Annotated in this window: 16 protein-coding genes; 10 read left to right on the top strand and 6 right to left on the bottom strand. The window is 74.2% G+C overall.

Features of this window, described 5'->3' with window-relative positions:
* Positions 1-93: 93 nt before the first annotated feature.
* The gene (locus GA0070618_RS30590) at positions 94-1,485 is read left to right on the top strand and encodes a hypothetical protein (protein WP_088984736.1); all 1,392 of its coding nucleotides are present in this window, start codon (positions 94-96) and stop codon (positions 1,483-1,485) included.
* 318 nt (positions 1,486-1,803) lie between these two features.
* Complete coding sequence (locus GA0070618_RS30585) at positions 1,804-2,946, top strand: SigB/SigF/SigG family RNA polymerase sigma factor (protein WP_088984735.1); 1,143 nt, start codon at positions 1,804-1,806, stop codon at positions 2,944-2,946.
* A gap of 90 nt (positions 2,947-3,036) precedes the next feature.
* Here GA0070618_RS30585 and ctaD read toward each other — a convergent pair whose 3' ends face one another.
* From ctaD to GA0070618_RS30565, 4 genes are all read right to left on the bottom strand, one after another.
* Positions 3,037-5,043, bottom strand: coding sequence for an aa3-type cytochrome oxidase subunit I (gene ctaD, locus GA0070618_RS30580; RefSeq protein ID WP_088984734.1), 2,007 nt, complete (start codon positions 5,041-5,043; stop codon positions 3,037-3,039).
* 98 nt (positions 5,044-5,141) lie between these two features.
* A complete protein-coding gene (locus GA0070618_RS30575; RefSeq protein ID WP_088984733.1) occupies positions 5,142-5,870 on the bottom strand; it encodes an ATP-binding protein in 729 nt (242 codons plus the stop codon).
* A gap of 114 nt (positions 5,871-5,984) precedes the next feature.
* The gene (locus GA0070618_RS30570; protein ID WP_088984732.1) at positions 5,985-7,139 is read right to left on the bottom strand and encodes a glycosyltransferase; all 1,155 of its coding nucleotides are present in this window, start codon (positions 7,137-7,139) and stop codon (positions 5,985-5,987) included.
* Between the two features lie 37 nt (positions 7,140-7,176).
* On the bottom strand, positions 7,177-8,193 hold the full coding sequence (locus tag GA0070618_RS30565) for a glucosyl-3-phosphoglycerate synthase (protein ID WP_088985957.1): 1,017 nt from the start codon (positions 8,191-8,193) through the stop codon (positions 7,177-7,179).
* A gap of 209 nt (positions 8,194-8,402) precedes the next feature.
* Between GA0070618_RS30565 and GA0070618_RS30560 the strand changes: the two genes are divergently transcribed.
* From GA0070618_RS30560 to GA0070618_RS30530, 7 genes are all read left to right on the top strand, one after another.
* Positions 8,403-9,398, top strand: a complete 996-nt coding sequence (locus GA0070618_RS30560) for a Gfo/Idh/MocA family protein (RefSeq protein WP_088984731.1) — start codon at positions 8,403-8,405, stop codon at positions 9,396-9,398.
* Positions 9,391-10,479: a zinc-binding dehydrogenase gene (locus GA0070618_RS30555; protein WP_088984730.1), complete on the top strand. Its 1,089-nt coding sequence runs from the start codon at positions 9,391-9,393 to the stop codon at positions 10,477-10,479. The genes GA0070618_RS30560 and GA0070618_RS30555 overlap by 8 nt, the downstream gene beginning before the upstream one ends.
* Before the next feature lie 175 nt (positions 10,480-10,654).
* A complete protein-coding gene (locus tag GA0070618_RS30550) occupies positions 10,655-12,547 on the top strand; it encodes an ABC transporter ATP-binding protein (RefSeq protein ID WP_088984729.1) in 1,893 nt (630 codons plus the stop codon).
* A 130-nt stretch (positions 12,548-12,677) separates the two neighbouring features.
* Positions 12,678-14,972, top strand: coding sequence for an accessory Sec system translocase SecA2 (gene secA2, locus GA0070618_RS30545; RefSeq protein ID WP_088984728.1), 2,295 nt, complete (start codon positions 12,678-12,680; stop codon positions 14,970-14,972).
* Between the two features lie 178 nt (positions 14,973-15,150).
* On the top strand, positions 15,151-15,891 hold the full coding sequence (locus GA0070618_RS30540; protein WP_088984727.1) for a GAF and ANTAR domain-containing protein: 741 nt from the start codon (positions 15,151-15,153) through the stop codon (positions 15,889-15,891).
* A gap of 62 nt (positions 15,892-15,953) precedes the next feature.
* Entirely contained in the window at positions 15,954-16,466 is a 513-nt protein-coding gene (locus GA0070618_RS30535; protein ID WP_088984726.1) for a DUF2231 domain-containing protein, read from the top strand.
* Between the two features lie 83 nt (positions 16,467-16,549).
* Positions 16,550-17,326 (top strand): class I SAM-dependent methyltransferase, encoded by a 777-nt coding sequence (locus GA0070618_RS30530; protein ID WP_088984725.1) that lies wholly within the window; start codon positions 16,550-16,552, stop codon positions 17,324-17,326.
* 5 nt (positions 17,327-17,331) lie between these two features.
* Here the strand turns inward: GA0070618_RS30530 and GA0070618_RS30525 are convergent, their stop codons facing one another.
* Both GA0070618_RS30525 and GA0070618_RS30520 read right to left on the bottom strand, forming a co-directional pair.
* The gene (locus GA0070618_RS30525; protein WP_172900347.1) at positions 17,332-18,288 is read right to left on the bottom strand and encodes a DUF3500 domain-containing protein; all 957 of its coding nucleotides are present in this window, start codon (positions 18,286-18,288) and stop codon (positions 17,332-17,334) included.
* Positions 18,289-18,338: 50 nt separating this feature from the next.
* Positions 18,339-18,731 (bottom strand): ankyrin repeat domain-containing protein, encoded by a 393-nt coding sequence (locus tag GA0070618_RS30520; RefSeq protein ID WP_088984723.1) that lies wholly within the window; start codon positions 18,729-18,731, stop codon positions 18,339-18,341.
* 59 nt (positions 18,732-18,790) lie between these two features.
* Here GA0070618_RS30520 and GA0070618_RS30515 point away from each other — a divergent pair, with 59 nt between their 5' ends.
* On the top strand, positions 18,791-19,168 hold the full coding sequence (locus GA0070618_RS30515; protein WP_088984722.1) for a cupin domain-containing protein: 378 nt from the start codon (positions 18,791-18,793) through the stop codon (positions 19,166-19,168).
* Positions 19,169-19,379: the final 211 nt, after the last annotated feature.

Below are 19,379 nucleotides of genomic sequence, written 5' to 3'. Positions count from 1 at the left end.
GACGCCCCGTTTGAACCCCATCCGGACGGGAAGCCGGGCCGCGTGGTGAGCGAACGAGGGACGGTCGGGCCGGGACGCGGGACGCGGACCGGGGTGCCGGCTGACGGCGCCGGCCCGGCCGGTGAACGGGTGGTGGCGGCGGGCAGCACCGCCCGGGTCCTGGTGGCCGCCGCCGCCCGGGCGCTGCGCGGGGCGGACTGCGCCGACCTCGGTCACCCACCCTCCCTGGCGCGGTTTCCCGGTGCGCCGGAACCGGTGCGCCGGGCGGCCGTCGCCCGGACCGCCGGTCGGGTGGCGCTGCCGGTGGAGCAGGCCGCCACGGTGGACGCCGAACGGGTGGCCCGCTGGTTCGTCGAGCAGTACCCCCGCCGGCGGTACCCGGGCGCGGTGCTCGGTTCGGCGCACGGCGCGGCCGTGCACCTCGCGGTCGCGCTCGGCGTGCCGTGGCTACCCGCCGGCTTCGAGATGACCGTCCGCTGGACCGACGGCGCGGTCGACCATCCCCGGGCGGCCCATGACCACGGCGCGGCGCTGGCCGGTCGGCTGCTGAGCGGCAACACCGACGTCCACGTCCGCCAGGTCCACTGCCCGGCCAGCCGGGGCGCGCTGGCCGGGGCGACGGTGACGCTCGGGGTGCGCTGGCAGCGCCTGCCCCGCGCGTACGCCCGGTTCCTGGCCGCCCGGCTCGCGCCGGACGCGTCCGTGCTGCTGCTGCGCGACGCCCGCACCTGGCCGGTCCGCGACGACGGCCGTGGGCACAGCTTCCAGGTGGGCTGCCCGGCCAGTGGCCTCGACCCGGTGGACTTCCACCCGGACAGTCCGGCGCTGCGTCAGGTGCTCCGCTCCGCCGGTGGTGACCGGTCCCGCTGGGACCCGCCGGACGTGTCCTCCGCGCGGGCGTTGGCCGAGAACAGCGTCGAGGCCGGATTCGAACTCGGGGCGCGGGAGTGGACCGGCCGTCGGGGTCACCGGCTGCACCGGGTGCTCTTCCCGCAGCCCGAGGTGCTCAGCGCGGCGACCGCCGACCTGTACCGGGGGTGGCTGCGCGGCGCCGGCAAGACCGGGAACCGGCTGGTGGTGGAGTGCGGCCGGCTGCTCGACCCCTGGCAGGTGGTCCGGGCCGGGCTGGTGCCGTACTGGTGCGAGAACGCCACCCGGCGCAGCGTCGCCGCCGCCGAGTGGTGGCTGGCCGGCAGCGAGCCGTTCACCTCGGTGGACGTCCTGCCGGAACCACCGGGCGTGCCGTCGCCGGCGCTGGCCGGGTTGCCCCAGTGGCTCGCGGTCGCCGCGTTCGGCCGCCGTCGCCGGGCCCTGGACCGCACCGCCGCGCGCGGCTACCCGGTCACCTCGGTGCCCACCCGCCGGGCCACCGAGGTGCTCCGCAACCAGCCGTACGACCTGCCGGTCCCGCCGCCGCTGGCGGTGGACGCGGCGCTGGCCGCGCTGCGCGACGGCGGTGCCGCCCAGGGTCTGCTGGTGGGCTGACCGCCCGTAGGTCCCGCCCACCTCCCGCGTCCCGCGGGTCGCCGGTGGCCACGTCCACCACGCCGCGCCGGTGCCGGCCGTCGCCCGGGCGTACGACCCGGCGGGCCAGCCTGCCGAAACATCCTCGTGACCCGGTGGTCCCGTGGTTGAGTACCTAGAGAGCGGGAACACCGCTGGCTGCGACGGCCCGGCCGCGCGGCATGCTGTTGTCGCCCGTCGGCATTCCTACCTTCCGCCCTTACCGCACCCGGTGCGGCGCCTCGTCGCGCCGGTCACCGGCGTGCGGACGGGGCGGGGACCTTCCCGAGGGAGGCGCGGATGTTCGGACAGCCCACGACAACCACCCCGTCACCGACCGACCGGGGTCTGGAGGACCTCGACGCGGCGGCGTTGGCCTACGCGGCGCGTATCGAGGGCCTTCCGCCCGAACGGCGGCAGGAAGCCCGGGACGACCTGGTCCGCTTCGCCCTGCCGTTCGCCGGCCGGCTGGCCCGGCGGTACCGGGGGCGGGGTGAGCCGTTGGAGGACCTGGAACAGGTCGCCCGGCTGGGGCTGGTCAACGCCGTCGACCGGTACGACCCGGAGCGCGGTTCGTTCACCGCGTACGCGGCCATCACCATCGTGGGAGAGATCAAACGGCACTTCCGGGACCGTACGTGGGGGGTGCACGTGCCCCGCCGGTTGCGCGACCTGATCCTCGAGGTCGGCCAGGCGACCGCCGCCCTGACCAGCGAACTGTCCCGTACGCCGACGGTGGCGGAGCTGGCCGAGCGGTTGGAGACCCCGCAGGAGGAGATCCTCGCCGCGCTGGAGTCGGCGGCCGGCTACAGCCCCGCCTCGCTGAACGCGCCGGTGGGCGGGGAGAGCTCGGCGGAGTTCGGCGACCTGGTGGGGGAGTCGGACAACGCGCTGGAGTCGGTCGACGACCGGGTCACCGTCAGCGGTCTGCTGCACCGGCTGCCCTGGCGGGAGCGGCGGATCCTGGCGATGCGCTTCTACGGCAACCAGACCCAGGCCGAGATCGCCGCGCGGTTCGGCATCTCCCAGATGCACGTCTCCCGCCTGCTCTCCCGCGCGTTGACCTGGCTGCGCCAGGCGATGCTCGCGGACGCCCCGCCACCGTGGCAGAACGGCGCGGAGGCGGAGAGCGGACGGGCCCGGATCGCGGTGCGGCACGCCGGTGACCGGGTGGTGGTGGAGGTCGGCGGCGAGGTGGACCGGGACGGCGCGGACCAGCTGCGTCGGGCCGTGCTGGGGGCGCTGACCGGCCAGCCCCGCGAGGTGGTGGTCGACCTGGACGGCGCGGGTGGATTCGACGCCGGTGGCGTCGCCGCGCTGATGGCCGGGCGGGACGCCGCCGAGCGCAGCGGGGTGCCGCTGCGCCTCACCGGGGCGCAGCCGGCGGTACGGCGTTCGCTCACCGCCGCCGGTCTCGCGCCCGCCGTCGCGCCGCGCCGCTGACCGACGGCCGCGCCGCTGACCGACGGCCGCGCCGCTGACCGGCGGCGCGGCCGTCGTGTGTGTGCTGGCCGGGATCGGGGCCCCGCCGGGTCAGCGCTCCGGCGGCGGGTGCTCGCCGGGGCCGCGCGGGTGCTGCCAGCGGTCGTTGCCGTCGGGCCCCTGCTGGGAGCCGAAGGGGTTCTCCGGCTCCTCGGTCCCCTCGAAGCTGGGCCGGAGCACCTCGTCCGGGTCCGGCACGTCCACCGGTCGGGCGCCGGACTGCGGCGCCGGGTGGTAGGCGGCGGCCTCCCGCGCCCCCTGCGCGCCCGCGGCGCTCGGGGACTCCGGCACGTGCCGTTCGTGGTGCAGCTCCTCGCGGAGGTGCTGCGGTGGGCGGGTGGAACGCTGCGGCAGGTCGCGGCCGAGGTCGGAGACGAGCGAACCGTACTTGGCGTCGAACGCGGGGCGCTCGGAGCGGATCCGGGGCATCCGGTCGAAGTTGCGCAGCGGGGGCGGGCAGGTGGTGGCCCACTCCAGCGAGTTGCCGAAGCCCCACGGGTCGTCCACCGTGACCATCGCCCCGTACCGCCAGGACTTCCAGGCGTTCCACATGAAGAACAGGGTGGAGATGCCGAGGACGAACGAGGAGACCGTCGACACCGTGTTCAGCGTGGTGAAGCCGTCGGTGGGCAGGTAGTCGGCGTACCGGCGGGGAAAGCCCTCGGCGCCCAGCCAGTGCTGCACCAGGAACGTGCCGTGGAAACCGATGAACATCGTCCAGAAGTGGACCTTGCCCAGCCGCTCGTCCATCAGACGGCCGGTCATCTTCGGCCACCAGAAGTAGAAGCCGCCGAAGAGCGCGAAGACCACCGTGCCGAAGAGCACGTAGTGGAAGTGGGCCACCACGAAGTACGTGTCGGTGAGGTGGAAGTCGGCCGGCGGGGAGGCCAGCAGCACCCCGGTCAGCCCGCCGAGCAGGAAGGTCACCAGGAAGCCGACGGCGAAGAGCATCGGCGTCTCGAAGGTGATCTGTCCCTTCCACAGGGTGCCGATCCAGTTGAAGAACTTCACCCCGGTGGGTACCGCGATCAGGTAGCTCAGGATGCTGAAGAACGCCAGCAGCACCTGACCGGTGCCGAACATGTGGTGCGCCCAGACGGTCATCGACAGGATGGTGATCGCGATGGTCGCCCCGACCAGCCCCTTGTAGCCGAAGATGGGCTTGCGGGCGAAGACCGGGATGATCTCGGTGATGATGCCGAAGAACGGCAGCGCGATGATGTACACCTCGGGATGGCCGAAGAACCAGAACAGGTGTTGCCAGAGCAACGGGCCACCGGTGTCCGGGTCGTACACGTGGGCGCCGAGGAGACGGTCGGCGGCGAGCGCGAGCAGGGCGGCGGCCAGCAGGGGGAAGACCAGGATCACCAGGACGCTGGTGAGCAGCATGTTCCAGGTGAAGATCGGCATCCGGAACATGGTCATGCCCGGGGCGCGCAGGGTGAGCACGGTGGCGATCAGGTTGACCGCGCCGAGGATGGTGCCGAGCCCGGAGATCACCAGGCCGATCACCCACAGGTTCCCGCCGATCCCGGGGGAGTGCTGGACCCGGCTCAGCGGTGTGTAGGCGGTCCAGCCGAAGTCGGCCGCGCCACCGGGGTTGAAGAAGCCGCCGAGGACCATCAGCCCGCCCAGCAGGAAGAGCCAGTAGGCCAGCGCGTTCAGCCGGGGGAACGACACGTCCGGCGCCCCGATCTGGATCGGCACCAGGTAGTTGCCGAAGCCGAACGCGGCCGGGGTGGCGAAGAGCAGCAGCATGACCGTGCCGTGCGCGGTGAAGAGCTGGTTGTACTGCTCGGGGGAGAGGAACTGCATCCCCGGCCGGGCCAGCTCGCCGCGCATGAGCAGGGCCTGCACCCCGGCGACCAGGAAGAAGCCGAACGAGGTGAGCAGGTAGAGCAGCCCGATCTGCTTGTGGTCGGTGGTGGCGAGGAAGCGGGTCAGCTTCCCGCCCGGCAGCGCCGGCCGGACCGGCCCCGGATAGCCGCCGAACCGCGCCGGCGCGAGGATCGCCGGTCCCCGGTCGTGACCCGGCCCCGTGGTGGTCGATCTGGTCATGCCGTTTCTCACCCCGCCCGCGCGCCGGATAGGACGGGCGTGGCTACCCGTCGCCCCCCTTATAAAACCAGGCGAGAAGGGAAAAATTAGGCGTAATGCTACATGGCGGGAAGCATCGCCCAGACCACCTTGCCGTCCCCGGCCGGCGAGCTGCCCCAGCGCTGGGTGAGCTCCCGTACCAGCAGCAACCCGCGTCCACCCTCGGCGCAGTGGTCCGGGTCGGCGGGCCGGGCGGCGGCCCGGCTGCCGTCCACCACCGCGACGTGCAGGTACGGCCGGCGCAGCGTCAGGGTGACCTGCATCGGGGTGCCGGCGTGCCGGACCACGTTGCCCACCAGCTCGCTGAGCACCAGCGTGGTCGGGCCGACCAGCTCCGGCACGTTCCACCGCCCGCAGGCGTCCCGGGCCAGCTCCCGGGCCCGACGACAGGCGTCCGCCACCGGCTGGAGCCGGGCCCGCAGGCGGGGCGCGGCGGTCGCGTCGATCTCCCGGCTGGCCTCGGCCCGGTCCCGGCAGACCGGCAGCACCCGGCAGGCGGTGGACTCGGCGAGCCAGGTCGCCGCCTCCGGCGGTGGGGCGCAGAGCACCATCGGCACGGCCGGCCAGCCCGCCGCCTGGCGGGCGGCGGCGGCGAAGACGGCCAACGCCAGCCGGTCCCGGACGGTCACCCCGGCCAGGTCGACGACGAGCGCGTCGGGCTGGGCGGTGAGACAGCGGTGCAGCACGGCGTGCACGGACCGCATGGTCCCCACGTCGAGGGTGCCGGCGAGCCGGACCTCGGTCACGGGCGAGTTATCGCGCACCTGGCAGGTGATCCGCCTCGACATGGGCTCGCTCCGTACGTGCCTGGGGTCCGTTGTTCCGTGATCGAACAGGTACCCCCGGCCGGCGCGTCGAAACGCCGGCCGGGGGCACCCGCCGCAGGGAACCGGTGGACCGGTTCAGACCGGCTGCAACCGGGCCGAGGCGAGCTGCCGGACCCGGTCGTACAACTCGACGTACCGCTGCGCCATCACCGCCGGGGTGAACCGGGCGGCGGCCTCCCGCCGGCACTCCTCCGGGTCGATCCGCCCGGCGGCGAGCACCAGCTCACCGAGCCGCTCCTCGTCGTCGGTGAGCAGACCGGTGCGCCCGTCGTCGATCAGTTCGGGCAGGCAACCCCGCGCGGTGGCGACCACCGGGGTGCCCAGCGCCAGCGACTCCACCACCGCCGTGCCGCCCGGCTCCTCCCAGCGCAGCGGGAAGAGAGCGACGCGGGCGGAGGCCACCAGGTCGTCGCGGTCCCGGCCGGCCACCGTGCCCACCCAGCGCACCCGGTCGCCGTCGACGTGCGGGGCCACCTCGTCGAGGAAGAACCGCACGTCCGGGTTCTGCCGGGCCTCGTCGCCCGCCGCCGCCAGGTCCTCCGGCCGGTGGTACGGCCCGACCGGGCCGGCCAGCACCAGCGGGAAGGCGTACCGGTGGGCGAGCCGGGCGGCGACGTCCTGCCCCTTGCCCGGGTTGATCCGGCCCAGCACGACCACGTGGTCGCCCTTGAGCGGACCGGGCCGGCGGTGGGCGTCCACGGCGAGCGGGGTGGCCAGGTGCACGTGCCCCACCGAGTGGTCCCGCAGCGCCTGCGGGGCCCGGGCGAGCTGGGAGGCGGAGACCCCGTTGACCCGCACCCGGTCGCCGCCGTCGAGGTGGCCGTAGAGCGCGGGATGCTTGGCGAGGTCCCAGTGCAGGGTGTGCAGCGCCGGTGGGGCGTCCGGGCCCATCGCGGCCAGGGTGGCCAGACCGACCGCCTCCACGTGGTCGTGCACCAGGTCGATGTCGTCGCGGGCACGCAGTTCGCGGGCCACCCCGGCCAGGTGCGCCTGGGCCACCCCGCACACCTGGTTGTACGGGCGTTGCAGCGCGGAGAACTGCCCGTCGGGGTAGACCGACACCAGCTCGTCGACCGGCAGGGCGCTGGTGCCGACCGAGGCGAGGACCACCCGCACCCCGAGCCGGCGCAGCTCCGGCACGAGCGTGGCGACCACGTTCTCGATCCCGCCGTACCCCGGGGGCGGCACGGACAGCCAGGGGCCGGCGTTCATCAGGACGGTGAGGCTCATGGGGTCTTCCTCTCCAGCGCGCCGGCTCGGCGGGCGGTCACGCCGCGGCCACGCGGCGACGGGGGACGAGGTGGCGCAGGTCCGCCAGGGGTGGACGTTCCTCGACCGAGACGTCGTTGATCACGATCTCCCGGTCGAGGTTCGGCAACGTGTCCGAGCCGCCCCGCCGGAACTGGGTGAGCAGTTCGGCCGGCCGGGCGTCGGGGTTGGCCCAGCCGCGTCGTTGCAGCCGGGACCAGACGGTGAGCATGATCTGCGCCGACATCCGCCCGAGGGCGGCGGTGTCCTGGTGGCGGTGCTTGCGTTCGCCCAGGTCCACCTGGGCCAGCGCGTCCAGTCCGACCAGCTCCAGCAGGTCGATCAGCATGGCCGTCTCCACGCCGTAGCCGGAGACGAACGGCACCCGGGACAGCACCTCGCGGCGCCCGGCGTACTCGCCGGCCAGCGGCTGGACGAAGCCGGCCAGCTCGGGCCAGAAGAGGTTGAGCAGCGGACGGGCCATCAGCTCGGTGACCCGGCCGCCTCCGTCGGGCTCGACGCTCGCCTGACCGACCAGCGGCCGGTGGTAGAAGCCCTTGACGAAGTCGATGCCGGGGTCGGTGAGCAACGGTCCCAGCAGTCCGGTCACGAAGTGCGGGCGGAACTCCCGCAGGTCGGCGTCGACGAACGCCACCACGTCCCCGCGCGCGGCGGCCAGTCCCGCCCAGAGCGCGTCCCCCTTGCCGGTCAGCCGGGGCAGTGACCGGGTCATCTCGTCCTGGCCGACCACCTCCGCCCCGGCGGCGCGGGCCACCTGGGCGGTCCGGTCGGTGGACCGCGAGTCCACCACGATCAACTCGTCGACCAGCGGCACCCGGTCGACCAGGTGCTCCCGGATCGTCGACACGATCGCGCCGACGGTGGCCTCCTCGTTGCGGGCCGGCAGCACCACGCTGACCCGGCAGTCACCCTTCGCGCGGACGAGCCGCCGCGCCGTCCACTCCTGCGCCGAGGTCGTCCGGTAGGTGGCCCATGCCTCGACCACCGGTGAGACCACCGCTTCCGTGTCCCGCACGGGCACACCCCCATATCCGCTGCCGTCCGCTCCGTAGGTCGTGCGCGGGACGTGGTGTCGAGTTTTCCCAATCCGGACCGCCGACTAACCGCATTCCCGCCCCCATCTTGATCAGAGGGCCCATCCATCCCGATTTCCCCCGCGTGAACGTTTGTACCCGTGACCACCCGGGCAGTCCCTGCGGCACGGACACGCGGCGGGAGGCTCGGATGGGTGGGTGTCGGGTGGGACTGGTGGGTGCCGGCGGGGTCGCGCAGCGGCACGCCCGGGTGCTCAGCGGCTTCGAGGACGTCGAACTGGTCGGGGTGACCGACGTCGCCCACGACGCGGCGAGCGATCTCGCCGGCCGGTACGGCGCGCGCGCCTTCCCCGACGTCGGGGAACTGCTCGCCGCCGGATGCGACGCGGTCTACGTCTGCGTGCCGCCGTTCGCCCACGGGCCGGTGGAGGAGGCGGTGATCGACGCCGGGGTGCCGATGTTCGTGGAGAAGCCCGTCGCGGTCGACCTGGACACCGCCGAGCGGATCGCCGAACTGGTCGCCCGGCGCGGCCTGCTCACCGCGGTCGGCCACCACTGGCGCTACCTGCACGTGGTGGAACAGGCCCGCGAACTGCTCGCCGACCGCCCGGTCCGGATGGTCAGCGGCAGTTGGCTGGACAAGGTGCCACCGGTCGCCTGGTGGACCCGGCGGGACCGCTCGGGTGGGCCGGTCGTCGAGCAGGCGGCGCACGTGCTCGACCTGATCCGGGTCCTGGTCGGTGAGGTCACCGAGGTCACCGCGTACGGCGACGGCACGCCGCCGCCGGTCGACGGCGCGGACATCGACTCGGTCACCGTGGCCGCGGCGCGCTTCGCGGGCGGCGCGGTCGGCACCCTGACCGCCGCCTGCGTGCTCGGCTGGAAGCACCGGGCCGGGTTGGAGATCGTCGCCGACGGGCTGGCGCTGACGCTGGCCGAGGACGGCCTGACGGTGTGCGACGCCGACGGGGAACGCCGGTTCGGGGCCGATCCGGACGGGGCCCGGGTCGCCGTCGACCGGGCCTTCGTCGACGCGGTCCGGGGCGTCGGCGACGACGTCCGGGTCCCGTACGCCGAGGCGCTCGGCACCCAGCGACTGGCCTGCGCGGTCGCCGAGAGCGCGCGTACCGGCCGGCCGGTGGCGCTGCCCACGCCGGACCGGATGGGGGTGACCGTCGGTGCGTGAGCGGGTCGTGGTGGTCAGCGGCCCCGGACGGGTCGAACTGGTCGAGCAGGACGCCGCCGAACTGCGCGACGGCACGTTCCGGGTCGAGACGCTCTACAGCGGCGTCTCGGCCGGCACCGAGCTGAGCTACGTCAAGGGCACCAACCCGTACCTGCACGTCACCTGGAACGCGGACCTCGGCCTGTTCCAGCCCGGCGCGGCGAGCACCCCGTACCCGGTGCGGCGGCTGGGGTACATGCAGGTCGGCCGGGTGGTGGAGAGCGCCACCCCGGCGGTGGAGGTGGGCACCGTCGGGGCGATGACCTACGGTCACCGCACCGGGTACCTGGCCGACCCGGTCGCCGAGCGGTTCGTCCCGCTCCCCGACGACCTCGATCCGCTGCTCGGCGTCTACGTCGCGCACATGGGGCCGATCTGCGCCAACGGCCTGCTGCACGCCGCCGCCGACCTGCACGGCACCGACGTGCGGTCGCTCGGCGACGGGGTGGCCGGCCGCCGGGTCGCGGTGGTCGGCAGCGGGGTGGTGGCCCTGCTCACCGCCCTGTTCGCCCAGCGGGGCGGCGCCGCCTCGGTGGTGGTGCTCGACCCCACCCCGCAGCGCCGACGGGTCGCCGAGGCGCTCGGCCTGGAGACCCTCGACCCGGACGTGGACGACCCGGCGGTGGTGCTGAAGACCCGCTGGGCGCACGGCCCGGGGGACCGGGGCGCGGACGTGGTGTTCCAGTGCCGGGGACAGGCCTGGGCGCTGCACCTCGCGTTGCGCCTGCTGCGCCCCCAGGGCACCGTCGTCGACCTGGCCTTCTACCAGGCCGGGGCGGACGAGGTGCGCCTCGGCGAAGAGTTCCACCACAACGGGCTCGCGCTGCGGTGCGCGCAGATCGGCCGGGTGCCGCGCGGGCTCGCCCCGACGTGGGACCGGGAGCGGCTCTCCGCCGAGACGGTCGACCTGCTGCGGGACCACGGCGACCTGATCCGCAAGCACCTGGTCTCGGCGACGGTCCCGTTCGACGAGGCCCCGACCCTGCTCACCGATCTGGCCGAACGACGCCGCCACGAACTCCAGGTCGTGCTGACCTGCTGACACCCGCCCCACCCCATCGCCCCGCCCGGCATCCCACCCACTCCGCATCCCGCATCCCGCGCGCTGAGGTGGTTGCAGGGGACCCTTCCTACCGTTTTCTGCCGAGCAGGGGTCCCCGGCAACCACCCGGGCAGGGCGGCGCGGGGCGGATGCGCGTGGCGGCTACCGTGGTCCGGTGACCACCGGAGCCGCTCCGCGTGTCGGACTCGCCGCCCTCCTGCCGTACCTGCGCACCCACCGAGGGACCCTCGTCGTGGTGGGGGTGTTGTCCCTGCTCGGTGCCGCCTCGGCGCTCGCCCAGCCGCTGCTCACCCGGTCGCTGCTCGACGCGGTCTCCGCGTCCCGGCCGGTGGGTTCCCTGGTCGGCGTGCTCGTCGCCGCGCTCGTGACCGGGGCCGTGCTCTCCGGGTTCCGCGACTACCTGCTGCAACGCACCGCCGAGGGGCTGGTGCTCACCACCCGCCGCCGGCTCGCCGGCCACCTGCTGCGGCTGCCGATCGCCGAGTACGACCAGCGCCGCACCGGCGACCTGCTCTCCCGGGTCGGCTCGGACACCACCCTGCTGCGGGCGGTGGTCACCTCGGGGCTGTTCGAGCTGGTGACCGGGGTGGTCACGGTGGTCGGCGCGGCGGTCGCGATGGTCCTGCTGGACCCGTTGCTGTTCGGGGTGACCCTCGCCGGGGTGGCGCTCGGGCTCGGGTTCGCCCTCACCGTGGCCCGGCGGGTGCGCGACCTGGCCCGCGCCGCCCAGGAACGGATCGGCGAGATGACCTCCGCCGTCGAGCGGGCCATCTCCGCGGCCCGGACCATCCGGGCCAGCCGGGCCGAGGAGCGGGAGACCGGCACCGTCGTGGCCAGCGCGGAGCAGGCGTACGCGGCGGGGCTGCGGGTCGCCCGGGTGCAGGCGGTGGTCGGCCCGGCCGGCTCGATCACCATCCAGGGGGCGTTCCTGCTGGTGCTCGGGGTCGGCGGGGCCCGGGTGGCCGCCGGCGCGCTCAGCGTCGGGGACCTGGTCGCCTTCATCATGTTCCTCTTCTTCCTGGTCCTGCCGCTGGGACAGGCGCTCAGCGCGTTCACCCAGCTCCAGACCGGTCTCGGTGCGCTCCAGCGGATCGAGGAGATCCTCACCGTGCCGGTCGAGGGCGCCGCCGACGCGCACCGTCGGGCGGAACCGGTCCCCGCCGCTCCGGCCGTTGTCGGGGAGGGCCGTCCGGCTCCGGCCGTCGTCGGGAACGGCCGTCCGGCTCTGGTCGCTGCCGGGGATGGCCGGCCGACTTCGGTCGCTTCCGGGGACGGCCGTCCGGTTCCGGCCGCTTCCGGGAACGGAGGTCCGACGCCGGCGGCGATCGAGTTCGACCGGGTCGGCTTCGGCTACCCGGGCGGGCCGCCGGTGCTGCACGAGGTCAGCTTCACCGTCCCCGCCGGGACCCGGACCGCCCTGGTCGGCCCCTCCGGCGCCGGCAAGTCCACCCTGCTGGCGCTGGTCGAGCGTTTCTACGAGGTGAGCGCCGGCGCCCTGCGGCTGGACGGGGTGGACGTGCGTGACCTGCCCCGCGACGCGCTGCGGTCCCGGCTCGGCTACGTCGAGCAGGAGGCCCCGGTGCTCGCCGGCACGCTGCGCCAGAACCTGCTGCTCACCGCCGCGAACGCCACCGACGAGCGGCTGCTCGCCGTCCTGGACGAGGTCAACCTCCAGCACCTGGTGACCCGGACCGACGAGGGGCTGGACGTGCCGGTGGGGGAGGGCGGGGTGCTCCTCTCCGGCGGGGAGCGGCAGCGGCTGGCCATCGCCCGGGCACTGCTGGCCGGACCGCCGGTGCTGCTGCTCGACGAGCCGACCAGCAACCTCGACGCCCGGAACGAGGCGGCACTGCGCCGGGCGATCGACGCGGTCGCCGTCCGGCGGACCCTGCTGATCGTGGCGCACCGGCTCTCGACGGTGGTCGACGCCGACCAGATCGTGGTCCTCGACGCTGGGCGGGTGGTCGCCGCCGGCACCCACGACGAGCTGACCGGCAGCAGCCCGCTCTACCGTGAGCTTGCCACCCACCAGCTCCTGGTGAGCTGAGCGCGCGCCGTCCGGCCCGGGCGACGACCGGCGTCGATCTTCGCTCCCGGGGGCGGTGCGGCGACACTCCGGGGCCGGGCGCGGCGACCGGGCCGCACGAGCCGGCCCGGGTCGCGTACCGTTGCCGCTCATGGGTGTGTCGCAACGGTTGAAGAGCAGGTTCCGGCGCTTCCTCCAGCGTCCGGGCAGCACGGTTGACCTGGCTCCGTTGGAGAAGCTGCTGCCACAGATCGAGGCGCGGGAAGAGGAACTCGCCGCGCTCGACGACGGCGAGCTGACCGAGGCCGCGCAAGCCGCCTCCGGGTACGTCGAGATCTGCGCGATCGGGCGCGAGGCCGCCCGCCGGGGCCTCGACCAGCGTCCGTACGACGTGCAGCTGCTCGGCGCGATGGCGCTGCTCTCCGGCAAGGTCGCCGAGATGGCCACCGGTGAGGGCAAGACGCTCACCGCGACCATCGCCGCGTACGGTCACGTCCGGCTCGGCAACGGCCCGGTGCACGTGCTCACCGTCAACGACTACCTGGCCCGCCGGGACGCCCAGTGGATGGAACCGGTCTACACCCTGCTCGGCCTGACCGTCGGCTGGGTCAACGAGGCCTCCACCCGTGAGGAGCGGCAGGAGGCGTACGCCCGGGACGTCACCTACGTCTCGGTCAGCGAGGCCGGCTTCGACTACCTGCGCGACCAGTTGGTCACCGACGTTGACGACCGGGTGCAGCCGGCGCTGCGCACCGCGATCGTGGACGAGGCCGACTCGATCCTGATCGACGAGGCCCGGGTGCCGATGGTGCTCGCCGGCGCCGTGCCGGGCGAGCAGGACCCGGTGCACGCCGCCGCCGCGATCGTGCGCGGCCTGCGCAAGGGCAAGCACTACACGGTCGCCGAGGACGGCCGCAGCGCCGCCTTCACCACCGCCGGCCTGGCCGCAGTGGAGGCCCGGCTGGGCGAGATCGACCTCTACGCCGAGGAGAACGTCGCGCAGCTGTCGGCGGTGAACGTGGCGCTGCACGCGCACGCGCTGCTGCACCGGGACGTCGACTACATCGTCCGGGACGGCACGGTCGAGCTGATCGACGAGATGCGCGGCCGGGTCGCCCAGCGCCGCCGCTGGCCCGACGGGCTCCAGGCGGCGGTGGAGGCCAAGGAGGGCCTCGACGCCACGGCCGAGGGCGAGGTGCTCGGCACCGTCACCGTGCAGGCGTTCATCGGCCTCTACCCGAAGCTCTGTGGGATGACCGCCACCGCCGTGCTCGTCGGCGACCAGCTCCGCGAGTTCTTCTCCCTCGAGGTCGCGGTGATCCCGCCGAACACGCCGTGCGTGCGCGAGGACGAGCCGGACCGGATCTACGCGACCCGGGCGGAGAAGGAGGAGGCGCTGATCGACGAGATCAAGCGCTGCCATGAGGCGGGGCGGCCGGTGCTGGTCGGCACCCTCGACGTCAAGGAGTCCGAGCAGCTCGCCGCCGGGCTCAACGCGGCCGGTGTGCCGTGCGCGGTGCTCAACGCCAAGAACGACGACGAGGAAGCGGCGATCATCGCCGAGGCCGGCGCGTACGGCGCGGTGACCGTCTCCACCCAGATGGCCGGTCGGGGTGTCGACATCCGTCTCGGCGGCAGCGACCAGGCCGACCGGGACCGGGTGGCCGAGCTGGGCGGCCTGTACGTCATGGGCAGCGGCCGGCACGACAGCCGCCGGGTCGACGACCAGCTCCGGGGCCGGGCCGGGCGGCAGGGCGACCCGGGCGCGTCGGTCTTCTTCGTCAGCCTGGAGGACGACCTGGTCGTCCGGCACGCCGGCGACAGCGTCCCGGCGTCGCCCCGGATGAACGCCGACGGTCTGGTCACCGACACCCAGGTCGACTACGCGGTGGAGCACGCCCAGCGGGTCGCCGAGGGCGTCAACCACGAGATCCACCGCAACACCTGGCGGTACAGCGTGGTGATCGAGCAGCAACGCAAGGCGCTCGCCGAGCGGCGCGAGCGGCTGCTGACCAGCGAGGTCGCCGCGCTGATGCTGCTGGACCGGGTGCCGGAGAAGGCCGGCGAGATGGACGAGGACCTGCTCACCCGGGTCGCCCGGTCGATCGCCCTCTACCACACCGACCGGCTCTGGGCGGAACACCTGGCCGAGCTCTCCGAGGTCCGCGAGGGCGTGCACCTGCGGGCGCTGGGGCGGCTGGACCCGCTCGACGAGTTCCACCGGGCCGCCGTACCGGCCTTCAACGCGCTGATCCCCGAGATCGAGGCGCGGACCATCGCGACCTTCACCGAGACCGAGTTCGACGAGGACTGGGAGCCGGACGCCGGGCAGCTCGTCCGGCCCAGCGCCACCTGGACGTACCTCGTGCACGACAACCCGTTCGGCTCGGAGCTGGATCGGTTGATCGCCTCGGTGGGGCGGCGGCTGAGCAGCGGTTCCCGCTGACCCGCCGGGCCCCTCCCGACATGTGCCCACGTCGGGAGGGGCCCGCTTTACCCCGTTTCGGGACGGGTTCCCAGGGGTAGTAGGGCGGGTCCGTTGAGTCGGTGAGACGAGGGAACATGAGGATGCTGGCGGTACGGGGAGCCGCGTCCGGCGCGGTCGCGACGGAGGCTGCGCCCCGGTGAACCTGGAGACACACGAACCGGTAACGGAGAACCTGGGCGTGTTGGAGACCGCAGCGCTGCTGCGCGAACTGACCGCCGCCCTACTCGACACCACCGACTTCGACGAGGCGCTGACCCGGCTGGTCACCGTTGCCCGGGACGCGGTGCCGGGGGTGACCTGGTGCGGGTTCACCGCGCTGCGGGCCGGTGAACCGGCCGGCGTGGCCGCCTCGGACCCGCGCCTGGCCGAACTGGACGACCTCGGGCACGGCCCCGACTCCCCGGCGATGAGCGCCGTCCACCGCCGGGAGATGGTCCTCTCCGCCGACCTCGCCACGGAGGAGCGCTGGCCGGCCTGGACGGCGCGGGCCCGGACCCTCGGCGTCCGGGGGGTGCTCGCCGCGCCGGTGGACGTCGACGACCACGTCATCGGCGCGATCAACCTGTACGCCGACACGCCGGACGCGCTGACCGCGCGACGTCAGCTCACCGCCATGCTCCTGGCCGAACACGCCGGGTTGCTGCTGGCCGGGGTGCGTGGCCGGGCGAGACGGACGGCGCTGGCCGACGAGATCGACGAAAGTCTCCTCCAGGAGGGTGTGGTCGGGCAGGCCATCGGTGTCATCATGACCCAGCGGGGCTGTCCCGCGCCGGAGGCGCTCCAGGTGCTGCGCAGCGCCGCCTCGGCGCTCTCCATCCCGTTACGGGAGGTCGCCGAGCGGCTGGTGGTCACCGTCTCCCGGTCCCGGGGGGCCTGATCGTTTCGTCGTGCGGCGCCCGGGTAGCAACCCGGGATCGCAGCCGAGCCGGGGGAGGGGACATGCAGAGCCGACTGAGGGTGCACGGCCACCCGATCCAACCCATGCTGGTGACGTTCCCGTTCGGACTCTTCGTCTGCGCGACCCTGTTCGACCTGTTCGACCTCGCGGGCGGGCCGGCCTTCCTCGGTGAGGTGGGCTACTGGACGTCGGTGGCGGCGTTGGTCGCCGCCGCGATGACCGGGGTCGCCGGCATGGTCGACCTGTGGGACGTGCCGGCCGGTCGCACCCGTCGCGCCGCGATCAGCTTCAACGTGGTCAACGTCGCGATGGCGGCGATCTTCGTGGTGACCTGTCTGGTCCGGGCCGACGCGCCACGGCGGGGGGCCTCCGTCGCGCTGTTCGTCACCGAGCTGGTCGCGCTCGGGGTGGGCGCGCTCGGGGTGGCCCTCGGGGCGCACCTGGTGCGGGTCTTCGACCGGGGTCGCGTCGAGGCCGGCGGCCTGGAGTCGCTCGGCGCCGTGACCGGGTCCACCGTGGAGCTGACCCGTCCCGCCACCCGTCCGGTGAACTGAGCACCGCCACCGCCCGGGCGGGGCCGTGGTGAGCACCGCCACCGCCCGGGCGGGGCGGAAACCCGTTGTCGGAGCCGGCCCGGATGGCCGAGACTGCCCGGGTGTCCACCACCGACTTCGACGAGCTGGTGACCGAGGGTGCCGCCGTCCCCGTCCAGGGATGGGACTTCTCCTGGCTGCACGGTAGGGCCAGCGAGGAACGTGCCCCCTGGGGTTACGCCGCCCTGCTGGCCGACCGGATGGCGGACGCCGGGGCGGCGCTCGACCTCGACACCGGCGGTGGTGAGGTGCTCGCCGGGATACCCCGCCCACCCCGCCTGCTGGTCGCCACCGAGGCGTGGCCGCCCAACGTCGAGGTCGCCCGCCGGACGTTACGCGGCCTGGGCGCGAGCGTGGTCGCCGTCGCCGACCGGCCACCGCTGCCCTTCCGGGACGCCGCGTTCGACCTGGTGACCAGCCGGCACCCGGTGCACACCTGGTGGCCCGAGGTGGCCCGGGTGCTGCGCCCCGGCGGACGGTACCTCTCCCAGCAGATCGGCGCCGGCACGGTCCGGGAACTGTCCGAGGCGTTCGTCGGCCCTCGTCCGCCGCGGGACAGCCAACGACCGGAGGTGGCCGCCGCGGCGGCCCGGGCCGCCGGGCTGCGCGTGGTCGACCTGCGGACGGCCACCCTGCGGACGGTCTTCCGCGACATCGCGGCGGTGGTCTACTTCCTGCGCAAGGTGGTCTGGACGGTTCCGGACTTCACCGTGGACCGGTACCGCCCACAGTTGCGCCGCCTGCACGAGCGGATCGAGGCCGAGGGGGAGTTCGTCGCCCACGCCCGACGCTTCCTGATCGAGGTCGTCAAGCCGGACTGAGCGGCTCAGCCGTCGTGGTGGTGGGCCTCGGCGTGGTGGGCGGCGAGCAGGTCCGCGCCGAAGTCGGCCGACGGGCGGCGCAGCACGGTGTGCGCGTGGTTGCCGTCGGCGGCGGTGTTGTCGTACTCGATCAGCAGGTCCTCGCCCTGCACCCGGTAGTAGTGCCGGAGCCCGGGTCCGGTCGGTCCGGCCCAGGCGAAGTGCAGCTCGCCACCGTCGAGCCGGCGGGCCTCCCGGGCGGCCAGTTCCGGCGGGAGCCGGTCCAGGTAGAGGGCGACCAGTTGGTCGAGAAGCGCCCGCCCGGTGGGCCCGAGCCGGCTGGCGGGCACGCCGAGCGGGTCGATGCGTCCGGGCGCGGTCGCGCGGGTGGCGCTGATGATGTCGTCGGGGGCGTGGTCGTCCACGACGGCGGCGGCCCGGGCGGACGCGCCCATCGCGTCCAGCAGGGCCCGCGCGAGGTCCTCCTCGGCGGCGAGGGGCCGGGAGATCGTCCGCCCGGCGTGCCGGACCGCGGCGGGGTTCGCGCCCAGGAAAAGGGGAGCGGCGGCGACCTGGTCGTCCACCACGGTCATGCTGACCGACAGGTGGTGTCCCTCCACCCGCCAGGACCACCGGTCGTCGCGCGCCGGATCGCCGAAGACGGCCACCCAGTAGTCATCGCTGTGCCGGCCCCGACGCCATCCCTCCGCCCGGTCGAGCACCTCCTCCAGGGACATGATCGCCATGGCCTGGGCGTACGCGTGCGGACTCAGCGCGGTGGCGAGCAGGCGGTGGGTGGCCTTGCGGCCGGCCCGGTCGAGGTCGGCCAGGCAGACCCCGGCCCGGGGACGCGGCCGGTACTCCAGGCGGCGGCGGGCGTCGTCGTCGAAGGGACGGGCGACGCGGGTGCGCGCCGGGCCGTCGAGGGCGGCCAGCAACGCCCCGGCGGCGACGCGCATCTGTTCGGGCAGGGGATCCTCCACGGTCTCCTGTATACCGGGTGCGCGCCCCGCCGTGCCGCCGCCGCGACGGTTCACTCGCGGCCGAGTAGCGCCAGCATCTCCGGCAGGTCGAAGAAGCGGGCGGTCTCCGTCGCCGACGGGCTGCCGTGATCCGGGTCCGCGCCCGCGTCGAGCAGCGCCCGGACGGCCGGGGCGTTCTTCCGGAACACGGCGGCGGCGAGCGCGGTCTGCCCCCGGTCGTTGGTACGGCCGGGGTCGGCGCCCCGGGCCAGCAGGGCGGCCACCGTCTCCGGGTGGGCGTGGTACGCCGCGAGGATGAGCAGTGTGTCGCCCTTGCCGTTGGTCAGATTGACCGGCAACCCGGCGTCGACCTGTCCGGCCAGCTCCCCGGTGACGCCGCCCCGGGCCAGGTCGAACATCCGGTGGGCGAAGGCGAGGGTCTCGTCGTCGAGTTCGTCGGTCACCGCACCAGCCTAGTCACGCCGGGCTGTTAACCTGCTGCGCCTTGACGGACGGGGAGGACATGAACGAGAGCGTGTACGTGGGCAACGCGGGCGTGGACGGGGCCGGGGACGGCGGCTGGCTGCTGGGCCACTTCATGCCCGCCGGGCATCCGCGCCACAGCACCGACGTGGAGGTGAAGTGGGGGGTGCACACGGCGGGGGAGAGCCGGTCCCGGTGGGCGACCGACGAGAGCCGTACCGCCCTGCTGGTGCTGGTCAGCGGAGCCTTCCGGGTGGAGTTGCCGGATCGGACCGTCCTGTTGCGCGAGCCCGGTGACTACGTGCTCTGGGGCCGGGGCGTCGACCACTCCTGGTACGCCGAGCAGGAGTCGGTGCTGGTCACCGTCCGCTGGCCCTCGGTGCCCGGCTACCGGGTGGAGCCACCGGTTCGACGCTGACGGCGCGGCGGTTGGGCGGGGCGGGGTGGCGTGGCGTGGGACGGGTGGGGTGGTAGCAGGGGTCCCCTGTTACCGCTTTTTGTCGAGGAGGGGTCCCCTGCAAACACCTCAGCCCCTCCGCGAGCGCCGTCCCAACACTTGGGAAAGCATACTAATCCGCTAGGTTTTAGCGGTTATTCTGGGTGCGCTTCCGTCGCCCAGCGTCACGAGG

Source organism: Micromonospora echinospora (assembly GCF_900091495.1).
Classification (GTDB): Bacteria; Actinomycetota; Actinomycetes; order Mycobacteriales; family Micromonosporaceae; genus Micromonospora; species Micromonospora echinospora.
This window is presented reverse-complemented; position numbering and strand designations above follow the sequence as displayed.